The sequence below is a fragment of the Chloroflexus islandicus genome (genome assembly GCF_001650695.1).
GTDB classification, from domain to species: domain Bacteria; phylum Chloroflexota; class Chloroflexia; order Chloroflexales; family Chloroflexaceae; genus Chloroflexus; species Chloroflexus islandicus.
Genome location: NZ_LWQS01000066.1, coordinates 1 through 14355, shown reverse-complemented (window position 1 = coordinate 14355; position 14355 = coordinate 1). Strand labels below are relative to the sequence as shown.

Here is a 14355-nt window from a genome sequence, read left to right as displayed (position 1 = left end):
AGATGGCCATACCGGGTCGCCATCCCGCGCCGGTCGGTCGAGGCATAGCAGTGTTATGCCCCGACGTCGGCAAATTGCAGTTGGTAGAGCCGGTAGTAGTAGCCGCGCCGGGCCAATAGCTCGTCGTGAGTGCCGTCTTCGACCACCCGGCCTTTGTGCAGCACGATGATCCGATCGACGTGGCGGATGGTGCTGAGGCGATGGGCAATGATGATGCTGGTGCGGTTGCGCATCAAGCGGGCCAAGGCCTCTTGGATCAACGCCTCGGTTTCGGTATCGACACTGCTCGTCGCTTCATCGAGAATCAGCAACACCTCAGGGTTAAAAGCAATTGCTCGCGCAAAGGCCAGCAATTGGCGCTGGCCGATCGAGAGATTCGCGCCGCGTTCGCGCACTTCGTGCTCGTACCCGCCGGGCAGCCGCTCGATGAAACGGTGTGCGCCGACCAGTTCGGCAGCAGCACGCACCTGCTCGTCGCTAATCGCGCTGTTGTGCAGGCGAATATTGCTGGCAATCGTCCCGCTGAAACAGATGGGGTCTTGCGGCACAGCGGCAATATGGCGGCGCAACTCGGCTTGCGCGAGCTCGCGGATGTCGATGCCGTCGAGCGTAATGCTCCCTGATTGCACATCGTAGAAACGCGCCAACAGGCCGACCAACGAACTCTTGCCGGCGCCGGTCGCACCGACGATGGCGACCGATTGGCCGGCAGGAATATGTAAGGAAATCCCGCGCAGCACCGGTTCCGCCGGATCGTAGCCGAACACCACATTGCGCAGCTCGATTTCGCCGCGCACCGGCGTAGGCAGTGCGCGGGGATGGGCTGGATCACGCACCTCGGCTTGGGTGTCGAGCACGGCAAAGATTCGCTCGGCGGAAGCCATCGCCGATTGCAGCACGGTATACCGCTCGGCGAGGTTGCGAATCGGCTGAAACGCGCGCTCAAGGTACTGGATAAAGGCCGCCAGCATCCCAAGCGAAGCCCAACCGGCCAGCACCCCGTTGCCGCCGCCCCACAGCAACGCTGCGGTACCGATTGCCGCCAAGAGGTTGACCGACGGGATAAAGATGGCAAAGATCAAGACCGAGCGAATGTTGGCCTGCATATAATCGTCGCTCAGGCGGGCAAAGGCGGCGCGGCTGCGGCCTTCGCCGTTAAAGAGCTGCGTCACCAAAATGCCGCTGATCTGCTCGCTCAGGAAGGCGTTGATGCGGGCCAGCCGCTGCCGCACCAGCCGGTACGCCGAGCGCATGAACCGCTGGTAGATTGTAACGATCACCGCTAGCACCGGCAAGGTGGCGATGCTGATCAAGGCCAACCGCCAGTTGAGCGCAAACATCACCACGATAATCCCGATCAGGGTGAGCAGATCGGCCACGATCATCACCACGCCTTGGGTGAGAAACTCGTTGAGCGCATCGACATCGTTGGTGATGCGGGTAATCAAGCGACCCACCGGGTTGCGGTTAAAGAACGACAGGCTCATGTGCTGAATGTGGCGAAAGATCGCCACTCGCAAGTCTTTCATCACCTGCTGGCCAACGCTGTTGATGAAATAGGAATGGCTGTACCGAAAAGCGAAGTTAGCCACCAGCGCGCCGAGAAACGCGACGAAATAGGGCCAGACGCCATCAACCGCACCGGTGCTGATCGGGCCGTCGATCGCCTGCTGGATGAGCAACGGCGGCAGCAGATCGGTCAAAATGGCACCGATCAACAACACGATGGCAACGCTCAACCGGCCCCAGTACGGGATCACGTAGCCAGCCAACCGGCGCACCAGCCGGCCATCGTAGGCTTTGCCAAGAATGGTATCGTCATCAAACCCGTGTGACATCAGCAACTCCGATATATTTCGTATTCGTAGGGATACAGCGGCGCTGTATCCCTACTGTATCCCTACTCCTCGCGTTCGAGTTCGGCGGCGAGCAACTCACGGCGATACATCGCGGCGTAGCGACCATTCAGCGCCAACAGCGCCTGATGCGACCCTTGTTCGACGATCCGGCCCTCATCGAGCACGATTATCTGATCAGTGTCGCGCACGGTGGCGATCCGTTGGGCAATGATAATTGTGGTGCGTCCGGCCATTTCGGCGCGCAACCCGGCCAGAATCTGGGCCGCGGTATGGGTGTCAACACTGCTCAGCGCATCGTCGAGAATGAGAATGCGCGGATCGCGCATCAGCGCGCGGGCAATCGCCACCCGCTGCTTCTGGCCGCCCGACAGGGTCACGCCGCGCTCGCCCACCATCGTCGCCAACCCGCCGGGAAACTGGTCAAGATCGTTCACAAGGCGCGACACGGCAATCACGTGTTCCAGCCGGGCAGGATCGATCGTCTCGACGCCGAAGCTAACATTATCGCGCAGCGGGATGCTAAACAGAAAACTCTCTTGCGGCACATAGCCAATCATGCGGCGCAACGCGGCCAGATCCAACTCCCGCACATCAACCCCGTCAACCACCACCTGCCCCACATCAGGGTCACGCACCCGGCCCAGCAGATGCACCAGCGTCGTCTTACCGGCGCCGGTAGCGCCGACAATCGCCAGTGTTTTGCCGGCAGGCAAAGTAAACGACAGATCGCGCAGCAACCAGTGATCGGCGGAATGATCAGCGCGGATGCCTACATTGCGAAACTCGATCGCGCCGTGGCCAGCGGGCTGGCGCGGCACGGGAGGCGACGCAATCGCCGGCTGGCGGCGCAACACCTCACCAAGCCGTTCGAGCGAAGCGATTGCCTGCTGCGACAGATTGACCATCCACCCCAGCATGATCATCGGGAAGGCTAGCAGCGCCAAGTAGGCATTAAACTGCACCAACTCACCGACCGTCAGCGTCCCGGCAGCCACCATCCGCCCACCCACCAGCAAGATCAGCGCGGCAATCAGACCGAGACAGAGGGTCATAGCCGGCCACAACAGGCCAGAGAGCAGCACATAGCGCAGATTCAGATCACGGTAGCGTTCGTTATCGGCGGTAAAGACAGCCACTTCGGCCTCTTCTTGAGCAAAGGCTTTAATCGTGCGAATACCGGCAAAATTTTCTTGGGCACGGGTTGACAGCACCCCAAACTGATCTTGCACGCGGTGAAAAATCTGGCGCATCCGGCTGCCAATCACGACGAAGAGAACCGTTGCGAGCGGCAACAACAAGATCACAATCAGCGCCAGCAACGGTTGGACGAGCAGCATCAGCACTGCCGCGGCCAGAAAGGTCAGCAAGGCGGTCGCCGCGCCATTGAGACCGGGGCCGAGAAACTGGCGCACCGCGCTGAGATCGTTGGTCATGCGGGCCATCAAATCGCCGGTGTAGTGCTGATGGTAAAACGCCTGATCAAGACTGAGCAAGCGGTCAAACAGATCGGCGCGCAAATCGTTCTCGATATAGTACGAAGTGACGGCAATCAACATCCGTTGGGCAAATTTCATCACGCCGTCGATAACAGCCAAGCCAATCAAGGCGCCGCCAAACCAGAGCAACTGCGGCGGGGAGATATGGCCGTTGGCAACGCTATCCACCGCCATGCGCAAGACGAGCGGGGCAAGGGCGCTGACCGCTGCGCCAAGCGCGGCGACCAGCACGCCGAGCAGTAGCCGGCGGCGGTAACGGCGCAGATAAGGAACCAGCAGGCGCAGGTGAGGCATAGCAACTCCTGACAAAGCAAATATCGTCTTTTCAGTATAAAAGATTGCCAACCGGGTGTCGTCAGTCGCAAGGTGGAAGCGAGTTGCGCTACGCCACGCAAATCGCAACCTACAATTGTCTTTTTTCTTAAAAGCAACGGATTGACATTTTTCGTTGACTTCTATATAATTTAGGCAACACACCACTGATGCATGGTCTTCACCAAACGCCGCTGAAGGGCGCAGAGGAGAGCGGAAGCTTTGTGGAAGACTAGCCGGGTGTCAAAGGAAGTCGTGTTGGTAGCAGAAGAGTGGAGGTTCGCCCATGCGCGACGATGACGATCTGGTTCCACCGAAATGGCGTTCTCTGTTCAACAATCAGGACTGGCTGCTGCATGACATCGTGGTGAAGTCGTTCTACGGCTTCGGCGCCATCGCGGTGATCGCGCACTTGCTGGTCTATCTGTGGAAGCCGTGGCTCCCCTAAGCAATGGCCGTATAGTGTGAGGAGGGACAATTCATGCAGCCTCGCAGCCCGGTGCGGACGAATATCGTCATTTTTACCATTCTCGGTTTCGTGGTGGCGTTGCTCATTCACTTCATCGTACTGAGCAGCCCCGAGTACAACTGGCTGTCGGATTCGGGCGGCGCTCTGTTGCTGAGCACAGCGCGCGCGCTGTTCGGGATCTGATCGATGGCGGGCCGGCCACGGCTCGCGTGAGACGGCAACCGCCAGCAGCGTCTCTGCTGGCGGTTGTTGTTCGCAAGCGGCAGGGAATCTACGCTTTTTGCACATAGATAAAAAATTGACCTTCTAAACCAATTCGTGTATACTAAAGGTCAGGATTGAAGTGACGGGCGGCGTAGCCCTTCCGCCGCGATCTCACGTTTGCATCGGCGCCGGCCTCGTCGGGCAGCCGATCTGGAGCAGGAGAGACCCATGCAATCGTCACGACCAAGTGATCGGCAATTGGCGATCGTTGTCTCGGTGGCGGTGGGAATTATTGTCGCAGTCATTACCACGGCCACCTTCTGGTGGGTCTACGATCTGACATTGGGCCGCGCACAGCGGGCGGCAGCGCAGACGGCTGGCGCGCGCTGGAGCCCCAGCGATGGCATCAAGGTTATCACCGAATCGCAACCGGTTACCCCCACCGATGGCCGGCAGAATTGGTTGGGCCTGCAAGCATGGAACGAAGGCGTGCAAGCCGGCCAAGCGTGGATCCAACAGTTCCCCAACACCGTGAATGTGCAGGTACTGGTCGGCATGAATTCGGCGCAAGTTTGGACGTACATGCAGCAGTATGTATCGGGCGCGCTGGGTGTTGGCTGCCAGTACTGCCACAACATCAACAACTTCGCCAGCGATGAGTATCCGCAGAAGATTGCCGCCCGCAACATGCTGCGACTCGTCCGTGACGTGAATGCGCAGTTCATCGTCAACTTGCCCAACTGGAAGGGCAATTACGTTCAGTGCGCCACCTGCCACAATAACGCTCCCGTCAATATGGAGTCGTTCGGCGCCCAGTTTATCAATTCGATTCCACCGATTAAGGTGACCGTTGATCCGCTTGATGCCAATGGCCAAGCCATCCTTGATCCAGCCCTCAAGCCGGAAGCGATCCGTGATCAGGTGCTGCTGAAGGACGCGGTGCTCTATTACGTCTACAATTATCAGGTCTGGAAGCCATTTGATCCGGCCGATCCGGAAAGCGGGCGCGGTTCGCTGGCGTTAACCTATGATGGCGGGCGCACTCAGGATCAAGTGACCATTAACCAGAATGTGATGAACTACAATGCATGGTCACTGGGGGTTGGTTGCACCTTCTGCCACAACTCGCGCAATTTTGTCGCTTATGAGCTGAATCCGGCTGGCGACAATGTGCTCAATCCGGAGTATGCCTACAATAAGCTGAAGGCGCAGCGCATGCTGTTGCTGACTACGTGGCTGGCCGAGAATTGGACGAAGTACGGCGCGATCGGCAAGCCAGAAGTGCCGACTGGGCGCGATGCCGCGAGCCGCTATTCGTACCAGCGGCTCGGTGACGGGCAGGTCTACAATGTGCCCGGCTGTTATACCTGCCACCGCGGCAACAGTATTCCGCTGGCCTCGATTAATCAAGCCAACATCCCCAACAACGATGCTGGCGTGGTGATTTTGCCGCCACAGATCCGCGGACGTTGACAGTAGTGGCCGGGGGCGCACTGACGCCCCCGGCTGTCCCTACCTTCGCAATGGGTTGGCGCGAAGACGCAATGGCGCATACGTTTCGCATACTGATTGGCTGCCAACGGTATGCAGGCTGCGGTGTTGGTGATGAACATCGTTCGCCGCCGCTTCTGAACTAGAGAGCACTCGTTATGAGCGACATGAGCGACCACACCGGATTGACTCCTCCACCGTCGCTGCCACTAACTGACCAGCCCCAACCGCGCTATGCGTGGTTCACCCGTTCTATCCAATTGATGAAGCCGGTCACGTGGTTTGCGCCGACATGGGCATTTATGTGCGGCGCGATCGCGAGCGGCGCGCTCGGATGGAATGAGTCGATCGGACGCTTGCTGCTCGGTATGTTTATGGCTGGGCCGGTGTTGTGCGGCTTGTCGCAGGTCGTGAATGATTACGCCGACCGCGAGGTTGATGCGATTAACGAGCCGCACCGGCTGATTCCTTCGGGCAAAGTCTCGCTGCGCCACGTCTATATTCTGACCGCCATCTTGACGTGGATCGGGGCGAGCATCGCGCTCTTCCTTGGCCGGAACGTCGCGTTCTTTGTCGCTCTCGGCTTGGTCTTCGCGCTGGCCTATAGCCTGCGTCCGGTACGCGGCAAACGCAATGGCTGGATCGGGAATGCGCTGGTGGCGATTTCGTACGAAGGATTGGCGTGGATGGCCGGGCATGCCGCGTTTGCCCCGCTGACCGGCGAGAGCGTGACGATTGCGCTGCTCTATTCGCTCGGCGCGCACGGGATTATGACGGTCAATGATTTCAAGAGCATCAAGGGCGATACCCTGATGGGCATCCGCTCGATCCCGGTGCAGTACGGCAAGGTGATGGCGGCGCGCATGGTGGTGACGACCATGGGAGTAGCTCAAATCGCAGTGATTGGGTTGCTCTACTATTGGGGGCACCCGGTTGCAGCCACCGTGGTCTTGATCTTGCTGGCGGCGCAGAGCATTCCCAATGCGCGCTTCATCCGCGACCCAGAAAACAACGAGGTCTTCTTCAACGCGACCGCCATTATGCTCTACGTCTGGGGCATGCTAGCGGCGGCGATCGGTCTGGCGGCGTGATGGGCATAAGCCCCTAGAAGTGTGATGTGAATGGCACCACGAGTTCTCGTCGTTGGCGCATCGGTGGGCGGGGCGACCGCGGCAATTACGCTGCGGTCGTTTGGCATTGAGACCATCATGATCGAGAAAGAGCTGGTGAAGGCCAAACCATGCGGTGGTGCGGTGCCGCCGGCGGCCTTCCGCGAATTTGATTTGCCAACCAGCTTGATCGACCGCAAGGTGCGCCAGTGTCTGATCGTATCCCCCTCCGGCCAAGAGACCCACGTCCCGGTGGCGGGGACGGTTCCGAGCGATGATGATTATGTGGCGATGGTGCGGCGCGAGGTGTTCGATAGCTTTTTGCGCCAGCGCGCTCAAGAACGCGGCGCTGAGCTGATCCACGCCCAATTGACCGGCCTGCGGGTTGACCGGCGCGGGGTGGTGGCGACGTACCGAACCCCGACCGGCCACGAGGGTTCGGTGTGGGCCGATGTGGTGATCGGGGCCGACGGCGCCTATTCGCCAACGGCCAAATTCCTCGGCCTGCCCAACTTGCCGCGGGCAGTGGCGCTGCAAGAGCGAATCAAGTTGCCGCCCGCCAAGATGGCGCGCTGGGAAGAGACGGCTGACCTGTACCTTGGCCGTGAAGTCAGCCCCGACCTGTACGCATGGGCCTTCCCCAAACGCGACCATATCGCGGTCGGGATTGGCGCTGGCCCCGGCCATGGCTCGGCAGCCAAGCAGTTGCTAGCCAATCTCAAACGGCGGCTTGGCCCGGCCCTCGATGGCGGGCAGGTGATTCTGCGCGAAGCTCACGCCCTGCCGATGGAACCGCGCCCGCACATGGCGTTTGACCGGGCCATGCTGATCGGCGATGCGGCTGGACTGGTGGTGCATACGTCGGGTGAAGGCATCTATTGGGCGATGAAGAGCGGCCAGATGGCGGCGCAAACGCTGGCCGAGTACCTCGACGCGCCGAGCGCAGCCAATTTGCGCCACTACGAACGGCGCTGGTGGAAGCAGTACGGCACTATGTACCGCTTCCTGCGCTTCTTGCAGATCTGGGGCTATGGCAACGAGCGGCAGATGGAGGTCTTTACCGAAATGTGCCGCAACTACGATGTGCAGCGGCTGACCTTCGACAGCTACATGCACAAAAAGATGGCCCCGGCGCCGTGGCTGGCCCAGTTGCGCATGACCGCCGAGATTATTGCCAGCGAGGTGCGCAATTACGCCCGCCCGCGCACGCCGGTGCGCGAACAGCTCGGTTTGACGGTGGTTGAAAAGGAACGGGTCATGGCGGCTGATTAGGTGCTAGCAGCTAATTCAGCCAGATAGTGCGCGACCATCTCGCTACCGCCGAACAGGCACGGTAGCGAGATTTTTTCATTGGGGGCGTGCAGGTTGTCATCGGGTAGGCCAAACCCAGTGATAATCAATGGCGCGTGTAAGCAAGTCTGAAACGTCGCCGCAATCGGCAACGTGCCGCCGCCGATCGAGAAGGCTGCTGGGTTGCCAAAGGCAGCGGCGAAGGCTGCCGAAGCGGCTTGTACGGCTGGTTGGCGATAATCAACCAGCACCGGATGCGAGGCGCTTAGCACCGCAACCGTGAGCGTGACACTCGGCGGCGCGAGCCGCTGCAAAAACGTCTGCACGAGTTCAGCAATCTCATGCGGGTCTTGATTGGGCACCAATCGCATCGAGAGCTTGGCGGTCGCTTGCGCTGGGATCACCGTTTTCTTCCCCGGCCCGGTAAAGCCGCCGCCGATGCCGTGAATGTCGAAGGTCGGGCGGATGCTGGCCCGTTCGAGTGCGGTAAACCCGCTCTCGCCGGCCAACGCCGGCGCGCCGGTCAACGCCAGCCACGCCTGCTCGCTCACCGGCAGTTGGTTAATCAATGCGCGCTCAGCATCATCAACCTCGCGCACCTTGTGGTAGAAGCCGGGCACTAACACGCGCCGGCTGTCGCCGTCTTGCAAGGCAGCCAGCAGGCGCACCAGCACATTGAAAGGATTGTCTACCACCCCGCCAAAGGTGCCCGAATGGAGGTCGGTCGCCGGGCCGCGCACCGTCACTTCGAGGTAGCAGTTGCCGCGCGTGCCGTAGAGGATGAGCGGCTGTTGCGGACTGAGCATCATCGAGTCGACTAACAGCACGGCATCGCAGCGCAGCCGCTCGGCAGCCGTGGCGACAAAGCGGTGGAGCGCAGTGCTAGAGACCTCCTCTTCGCCTTCGATCAGCAATTTGACGTTGACCGGCAGCCGGCCACTCGTTTGCAACCACGCGGCGAGGGCGGCAATCACGGCCATCACCTGCCCTTTATCGTCAGAAGCGCCGCGCGCGTAGAGGTTGTCACCGATAATCGTTGGGGTAAAGGGCGGTGTGCGCCATTCGGCGAGCGGATCGGCCGGCTGAACGTCGTAATGGCCGTAGATAAGCAGGGTAGGCGCTGCCGCAGCGCCGAGCCATTCGCTGTAGACAATGGGTAGACCGCCCTCGGTGATGATTTCGATGTGGCGCATGCCGATCTGGCGGAGATAGGCGGCTAGCCATTCAGCGGCGTGATTCATATCAGCGCGATGAGCCGGATCCATGCTCACGCTGGGAATGCTAAGGAATTCGCACAGGTCATCAAGATGGCGAGCACGGTGCTCGGCAAGATAGGCAAGAGCGGTCTTGGCTGAGGTCATCATGCTGCTCCTCTCAGGTGCTCGACAATAGGCGACGCTTTGCGGTTGGTTGCACCCTAAAACAAGGTATTGAACACATCGATCACGAGCTCGTTGGCGACAGCATCGGGCAGCGCATCGAGCACCTCGTTGATCAGGGCCATCTCGGCGGGCAGCTCGCCGGCGCGCAATCCAATCGCTTGCCAAAGCTGCTGCAACGCCGCCGGTGAACGGTCGCGTAAGAGGATGGCAACCGCCATCTCGACCAACTCGCGATTGACAGGCGGCCACTGGGGCGCTTCGGCAACGCAGGCGGCCAGATCGGCCAGCAGCGCCTCAACCTGCCCGGCCACGCCATACGAAACTGAAAGATGAATATTGCGCGGCGAATGCGGCGTAGACAGTTGCGGCTGCACATACCACCCCCGCCGGCGTAGCGCATCGGCCAGTTGGAAGACATTGATCGTAGGCGAAGCCACCGCGAGCATACTCATCACCGGCTGGCCAAGCACTTCCAAGCCGGGAATAGCAGCAATACCGGCGATCAGACGTTCAGTTGCGGCCTGCACCGTCGCCACCATCTGGCGATAACCGGCTGCGCCAAGATAATGCACCAAGGCCCACGCCGCCGCCAGCGGACCGGCCGAACGCGAACTGAGCGCAGTGGGATTAATCAGGGTATAAGCGGTGGTGTCGGTCGAAGCGAACAACTGGCAGCGGCGCAGCGCGCGATTGCGGTAGAGAATGACCGACGCGCCTTTGGCAGCGTAACCGTATTTGTGGAGATCAACCGAAAGCGACGTTACCCCCGGCACACTCAGATCGAACGGCGTGATCGGACGACCAAGCTGGCGCAAAAAGGGCAGATACATCCCGCCGACACAAGCGTCAACGTGGCAGAGCAAGCCGTATTCTTGGGCCAGCGCCGCAATAGCGGGCACCGGATCGAGCGCGCCTTGGGCATACGACGGAGCCGACGCTACCAACAAGATGGTGCGATCGGTTATTGCCGATCGCATCGCCTGCACATCAGCCGTGAAGGTCGCGGGGTCGAAATCCACGATCACCGGCTTCACCCCCAAATAATGGGCCGCTTTGTGGAATGCGGCATGAGCCGTGCGCGACAACACCATCTCGGGCTGATCGAGTGTAGGCCGGTGCAACCGCGCCCAATCGCGGGCCGTCTTCACCGCCAGCAGAATGCTCTCGGTACCGCCTGATGTCACATTGCCGCACACCTGCTCATCGCCACCAAGCAGATCGGCCACCATCCGCACCACCTCTTGCTCAAGGCGAGCCGTGCTAGGGAAGGTGGTCGGATCGAGACAATTCTCGCTCAAATAGAGCAGATAGGCTTGTTCGATCAACGTAGTGGCCGCTTCATCAGGCTGATAGATATATGCCCACACCCGGCCCCGCTGCCAATCGAGATCGGTGGTCTTGAAGCTGCGCAACGCAGCCAGAATCTCGGCAGGAGGCAACCCTTCGGCAGGAAAACTCACGGCACAATCCTTTCCGGCGCCAATTCAACCTTCGCTGCACGTTGCAACGGATACTTCCACATACAAACGACGATCACCAACGCAGCAATGATCGTCGTGCCGCCGATCAGAAACCGGATCCCCCAAATGGCGCTCTCGGTTTGGAAGTCACTGCCGGCGACATAGCCGGCCAGCGAGAGCACAGTGGCGAAGAGCACGCCTTGGGCCGAAAACGCCAACTTAGTGATACCGCCATTCATACCGAAAAAGATCCCTTCGCGGCGAGCGCCGTGACGGGCAGCATCGTCATCGATCACCTCGGCGATCAGCGGGAACGGCATCAACATCGAGCCAGCCAATCCCGGCACGGCCAGCAGCGTACCGATCAAGCCGGTGAGAAAATCGGTCGCCAGCATCATGGTGATAAAACCGGGAATAAAGCAGAGGCTGGTAATGATCCATGACCGGCGCGGGCCGATGCGGGCCACCATTGGCCGCCACACCAACAGCATCGGAATGGTCAACACAATCGGAATGCCAAGCAAGAGCGCCTCGGCATCGCCACCGCTGAGCCGAATGCCAGCCACCTCGACCGGCCCTTGAATGCCGAGGGCATATTTGCGCCAAAAAGGCAACATCGCCGCCAGCGCCAGCCAGATATACTCTTTAGCGATATTAGCGCCGATAAACCAGCGAAAGGGCCGGCTGGCAAGCGTGATGCGCAGCGCCGCCAACAAATTGACCTGATCATTCCCGATCTTGCTTGGATCCTCGCGCACGCCGATCATCGCAATCAGATAACCGGCGCCAACCAATCCGCCCATGATCGCACCCATCCAAACGTAACCCACCTGTTCGGCGAGGATGGGGGCCAGAATAAACGACAGCAGCAACGCAATCGTCGCCAAAATTTCGCGGGTCGCCGACAGATCGATCCGCGCGCGCAAATTGGGCGCGACTTCGGGAAAGAGCGCATTGTAGGCAATAATGGTCAAACTATAGAGCGTATCGAAAATAAAGAGAATGACCAGAAAATAGGCAGCCAGCAGCCACGGCGACTGGCCCGGCGGCGTCCAGAGAAAGAAAAACGCCAGACCCAGCGGCACAGCGCCAAACACCACATACGGCACCCGGCGCCCCATCGGCGTGCGAGTGCGGTCAGACAACTGGCCCATCAACGGATCGTTGATCGCATTCCACAGGCCATAGATCGTCCAGATAATCCCGGCCACCGCTGCATTCAAGCCAAGAATATCGACATAGTAAAACTGGATGCGATTGCCAAAGACCTGATAGGCAATGGTGTTCGCGAAATTGCCCATCGAATAGGTGATATAGCGCAGCAGCCGGTTCATGCCTCCGTCCTCTCTCGATCAGGCGCGATCGCTCTCATCAGCAGCCGGCGGATCGGGCAGACCGAGCAGCCGGGCAGGTGCAAAAACTGCTTCAAGGCAGCCACGCGGGCCGGATCAGCGGGATCGCGCCGGGTTCCGGCTGGATCGAGCGGGCCACCGGCAACGTAGCCGTAGCGGATCCACGGAAAGCTGGGGAGGATGAGGCGCAGATCGGGCACAGCCGGCGCGATGGCACCGGCAGTCTGCGCTCGTTGCAACAGATCGAGCGCCAGCGTCTCGCGGTAGCGATCGAGCGTATTGCCAAAATGGTAATGGATCGTAGCAACATTGAGACCAGTGACAGCAGCCAACACCCGCATCGACAGACCGTGATAGCCATAGCCGGCAAACAGCGCCGTTGCCGCAGCCAACATGCGTCCGGCGCTCGGCATCGTGTCAGCGGGTTGTTCCATAACGCTAGATTTCCAACATAGAATGGCGTTTACACACGCAGCGCCAAGTGGAGGAATGTAGATCCCCAAGCACAACACCATGCTGTCACAGGCTCCTTGCCTATGGCACAGCATCGGGTGCGCTCAAGTTGGCTGCTGACCGGAATGTAGCGCATCATTGCGTCATCGCATGTCATCAATCGTTTCATGGAATATGGCTAGTATAGGAGGATAGGCAACGCATGTCAAGAGCTATGGCGCCAGTAGCAGCGCTGCGCCGCTGTACCCTAGTGACACAGCGGCGCGGTACCCCTCTGACTACGGCTGCACGACTTGCAATTTACCCGCCATGCCGGCGGTGTAGTGACCTAAGATGCCACACACAAATTGGTACTGGCCGGGTTGCTCAGGGGCAGTAAAGGTGACGCTCACCGTCTCGCCCGATTTCACTTCGATCTCCCAATAAATATTATCTTCATCTTCACTACCAAAACTTTCACCGATCGTCGTACCATATTTCATGATCACAAATTCATGTTCGACAGCGCCTTTATTGGTAATATTGAGCGTTATTTCTTGACCCGGCGGGATCAGGATTTCTTTTGGTTCGTATTGATAATCGGTCATCACCACATCGATCACGGTCGCCAGCGTTTGGCGACGGCTACAGGCAGTGAGCGGAAACAACGCGAGCGACAGCACGATCAGCAGCAACCAATACTTCATACCTCCCCCTTCAGCGGTAAATGCCAGATATCGACGCGAACGGCCTCATAACGCAAGACGACGAACCGTTTGAGCGCATGCAACCGCGAGCAAGGGCCGGCCAACCCTCACGATATAGTGCCTTGATCCTCCTTGCGATAGAGGCAGCGGTGTATCGAATACCAAATCAGGCGAAGATCAATTGTCTTCACCGATCGGAATGAGCTGCCCCTCTTCTATCGCAAAATGTATCTATTTTTGTTTATCGGGAACCGATGCGATGAATATACCCGAATCTCTCACTATTGTCAAGCGTCATCTGAATATATAAATATCCGAATATATCAAAATAGTTTCGTATCGTAATAACCGGTGCGCAACAGGGCGCGCGTCCAACTGTCATTGCGAGGGCGCGCAGCGCCCGCAGCAATCTCCCGCGTCAGCGAGAACGATACCTGAGAGGAGGGCGCCCGGCCCTGAAGGGCCGGGCTAGACTTACGAAGCCCGCTGTGCGGGCTGGCCCTCACCCCCCGACCCCCTCTCCCACCTGACGGTGGGAGTTCAAGGACGGGCAGCACATCTCCGGCGCCCGGCCCTGAAGGGCCGGGCTAGGCTTACGAAGCCCGCTGCGCGGGCTGATGCCCCCACCCCTTGCCCCTCCCCCGCTGGGGGAGGGGTGATGGGGAGCGCAGCACGGGACTTTACGGCATCGCACGGGGGATAGGGGTCTGTCATTGCGAGGGCGCGCAGCGCCCGCAGCAATCTCCTGCGTCAGCGAGAACGATACCTGAGAGGAGGGCGCCCGGCCCTGAA

General features: G+C 59.7%; 12 protein-coding genes. 5 read left to right on the top strand and 7 right to left on the bottom strand.

Annotation, left to right across the window (positions count from 1 at the left end):
* Positions 1-53 precede the first annotated feature (53 nt).
* Together A6A03_RS13210 and A6A03_RS13205 are read right to left on the bottom strand one after the other, a co-directional pair.
* The gene (locus A6A03_RS13210; protein ID WP_066789179.1) at positions 54-1838 is read right to left on the bottom strand and encodes an ABC transporter ATP-binding protein; all 1785 of its coding nucleotides are present in this window, start codon (positions 1836-1838) and stop codon (positions 54-56) included.
* 62 nt (positions 1839-1900) lie between these two features.
* Positions 1901-3649 (bottom strand): ABC transporter ATP-binding protein, encoded by a 1749-nt coding sequence (locus tag A6A03_RS13205; RefSeq protein WP_066789176.1) that lies wholly within the window; start codon positions 3647-3649, stop codon positions 1901-1903.
* A gap of 304 nt (positions 3650-3953) precedes the next feature.
* Between A6A03_RS13205 and pufB the strand changes: the two genes are divergently transcribed.
* The 5 genes from pufB to A6A03_RS13180 all read left to right on the top strand — a co-directional run bounded on the left by pufB (position 3954) and on the right by A6A03_RS13180 (position 8212).
* Positions 3954-4115: a light-harvesting antenna LH1, beta subunit gene (gene pufB, locus A6A03_RS13200; RefSeq protein ID WP_066789172.1), complete on the top strand. Its 162-nt coding sequence runs from the start codon at positions 3954-3956 to the stop codon at positions 4113-4115.
* Positions 4116-4148: 33 nt separating this feature from the next.
* A complete protein-coding gene (pufA, locus tag A6A03_RS13195) occupies positions 4149-4319 on the top strand; it encodes a light-harvesting protein (protein ID WP_015941356.1) in 171 nt (56 codons plus the stop codon).
* A gap of 249 nt (positions 4320-4568) precedes the next feature.
* The gene (gene puf2C, locus A6A03_RS13190) at positions 4569-5813 is read left to right on the top strand and encodes a cytochrome c-554 Puf2C (RefSeq protein WP_066789170.1); all 1245 of its coding nucleotides are present in this window, start codon (positions 4569-4571) and stop codon (positions 5811-5813) included.
* Positions 5814-5998: 185 nt separating this feature from the next.
* The gene (gene chlG, locus A6A03_RS13185; protein ID WP_245668981.1) at positions 5999-6922 is read left to right on the top strand and encodes a chlorophyll synthase ChlG; all 924 of its coding nucleotides are present in this window, start codon (positions 5999-6001) and stop codon (positions 6920-6922) included.
* 30 nt (positions 6923-6952) lie between these two features.
* Positions 6953-8212, top strand: a complete 1260-nt coding sequence (locus A6A03_RS13180) for a geranylgeranyl diphosphate reductase (protein ID WP_066789163.1) — start codon at positions 6953-6955, stop codon at positions 8210-8212.
* Here A6A03_RS13180 and A6A03_RS13175 read toward each other — a convergent pair.
* The 5 genes from A6A03_RS13175 to A6A03_RS13155 form a co-directional block, all read right to left on the bottom strand.
* A complete protein-coding gene (locus tag A6A03_RS13175; protein ID WP_245668980.1) occupies positions 8209-9594 on the bottom strand; it encodes a dipeptidase in 1386 nt (461 codons plus the stop codon). The two genes, A6A03_RS13180 and A6A03_RS13175, sit on opposite strands and share 4 nt — an antisense overlap.
* Before the next feature lie 53 nt (positions 9595-9647).
* Positions 9648-11072 (bottom strand): pyridoxal phosphate-dependent decarboxylase family protein, encoded by a 1425-nt coding sequence (locus tag A6A03_RS13170; RefSeq protein WP_066789157.1) that lies wholly within the window; start codon positions 11070-11072, stop codon positions 9648-9650.
* Entirely contained in the window at positions 11069-12406 is a 1338-nt protein-coding gene (locus A6A03_RS13165) for an MFS transporter (RefSeq protein ID WP_066789154.1), read from the bottom strand. The genes A6A03_RS13170 and A6A03_RS13165 overlap by 4 nt, the downstream gene beginning before the upstream one ends.
* Entirely contained in the window at positions 12403-12858 is a 456-nt protein-coding gene (locus tag A6A03_RS13160; RefSeq protein WP_245668979.1) for a TetR family transcriptional regulator, read from the bottom strand. Before A6A03_RS13160 ends, A6A03_RS13165 begins: the two co-directional genes overlap by 4 nt.
* A 297-nt stretch (positions 12859-13155) precedes the next feature.
* On the bottom strand, positions 13156-13563 hold the full coding sequence (locus tag A6A03_RS13155) for a cupredoxin domain-containing protein (protein ID WP_066789152.1): 408 nt from the start codon (positions 13561-13563) through the stop codon (positions 13156-13158).
* Between the last annotated feature and the right edge of the window lie 792 nt (positions 13564-14355).

What these genes read in the sequence shown, in the direction of transcription:
- A6A03_RS13155 (WP_066789152.1), bottom strand. Translation starts at nt 13,563, where the DNA reads ATGAAGTATTGGTTGCTGCTGATCGTGCTGTCGCTCGCGTTGTTTCCG.
- chlG (WP_245668981.1), top strand. Translation starts at nt 5,999, where the DNA reads ATGAGCGACCACACCGGATTGACTCCTCCACCGTCGCTGCCACTAACT.
- A6A03_RS13180 (WP_066789163.1), top strand. Translation starts at nt 6,953, where the DNA reads ATGGCACCACGAGTTCTCGTCGTTGGCGCATCGGTGGGCGGGGCGACC.
- A6A03_RS13210 (WP_066789179.1), bottom strand. Translation starts at nt 1,838, where the DNA reads ATGTCACACGGGTTTGATGACGATACCATTCTTGGCAAAGCCTACGAT.
- A6A03_RS13175 (WP_245668980.1), bottom strand. Translation starts at nt 9,594, where the DNA reads ATGATGACCTCAGCCAAGACCGCTCTTGCCTATCTTGCCGAGCACCGT.
- pufB (WP_066789172.1), top strand. Translation starts at nt 3,954, where the DNA reads ATGCGCGACGATGACGATCTGGTTCCACCGAAATGGCGTTCTCTGTTC.
- puf2C (WP_066789170.1), top strand. Translation starts at nt 4,569, where the DNA reads ATGCAATCGTCACGACCAAGTGATCGGCAATTGGCGATCGTTGTCTCG.
- A6A03_RS13165 (WP_066789154.1), bottom strand. Translation starts at nt 12,406, where the DNA reads ATGAACCGGCTGCTGCGCTATATCACCTATTCGATGGGCAATTTCGCG.
- A6A03_RS13160 (WP_245668979.1), bottom strand. Translation starts at nt 12,858, where the DNA reads ATGGAACAACCCGCTGACACGATGCCGAGCGCCGGACGCATGTTGGCT.
- pufA (WP_015941356.1), top strand. Translation starts at nt 4,149, where the DNA reads ATGCAGCCTCGCAGCCCGGTGCGGACGAATATCGTCATTTTTACCATT.
- A6A03_RS13205 (WP_066789176.1), bottom strand. Translation starts at nt 3,649, where the DNA reads ATGCCTCACCTGCGCCTGCTGGTTCCTTATCTGCGCCGTTACCGCCGC.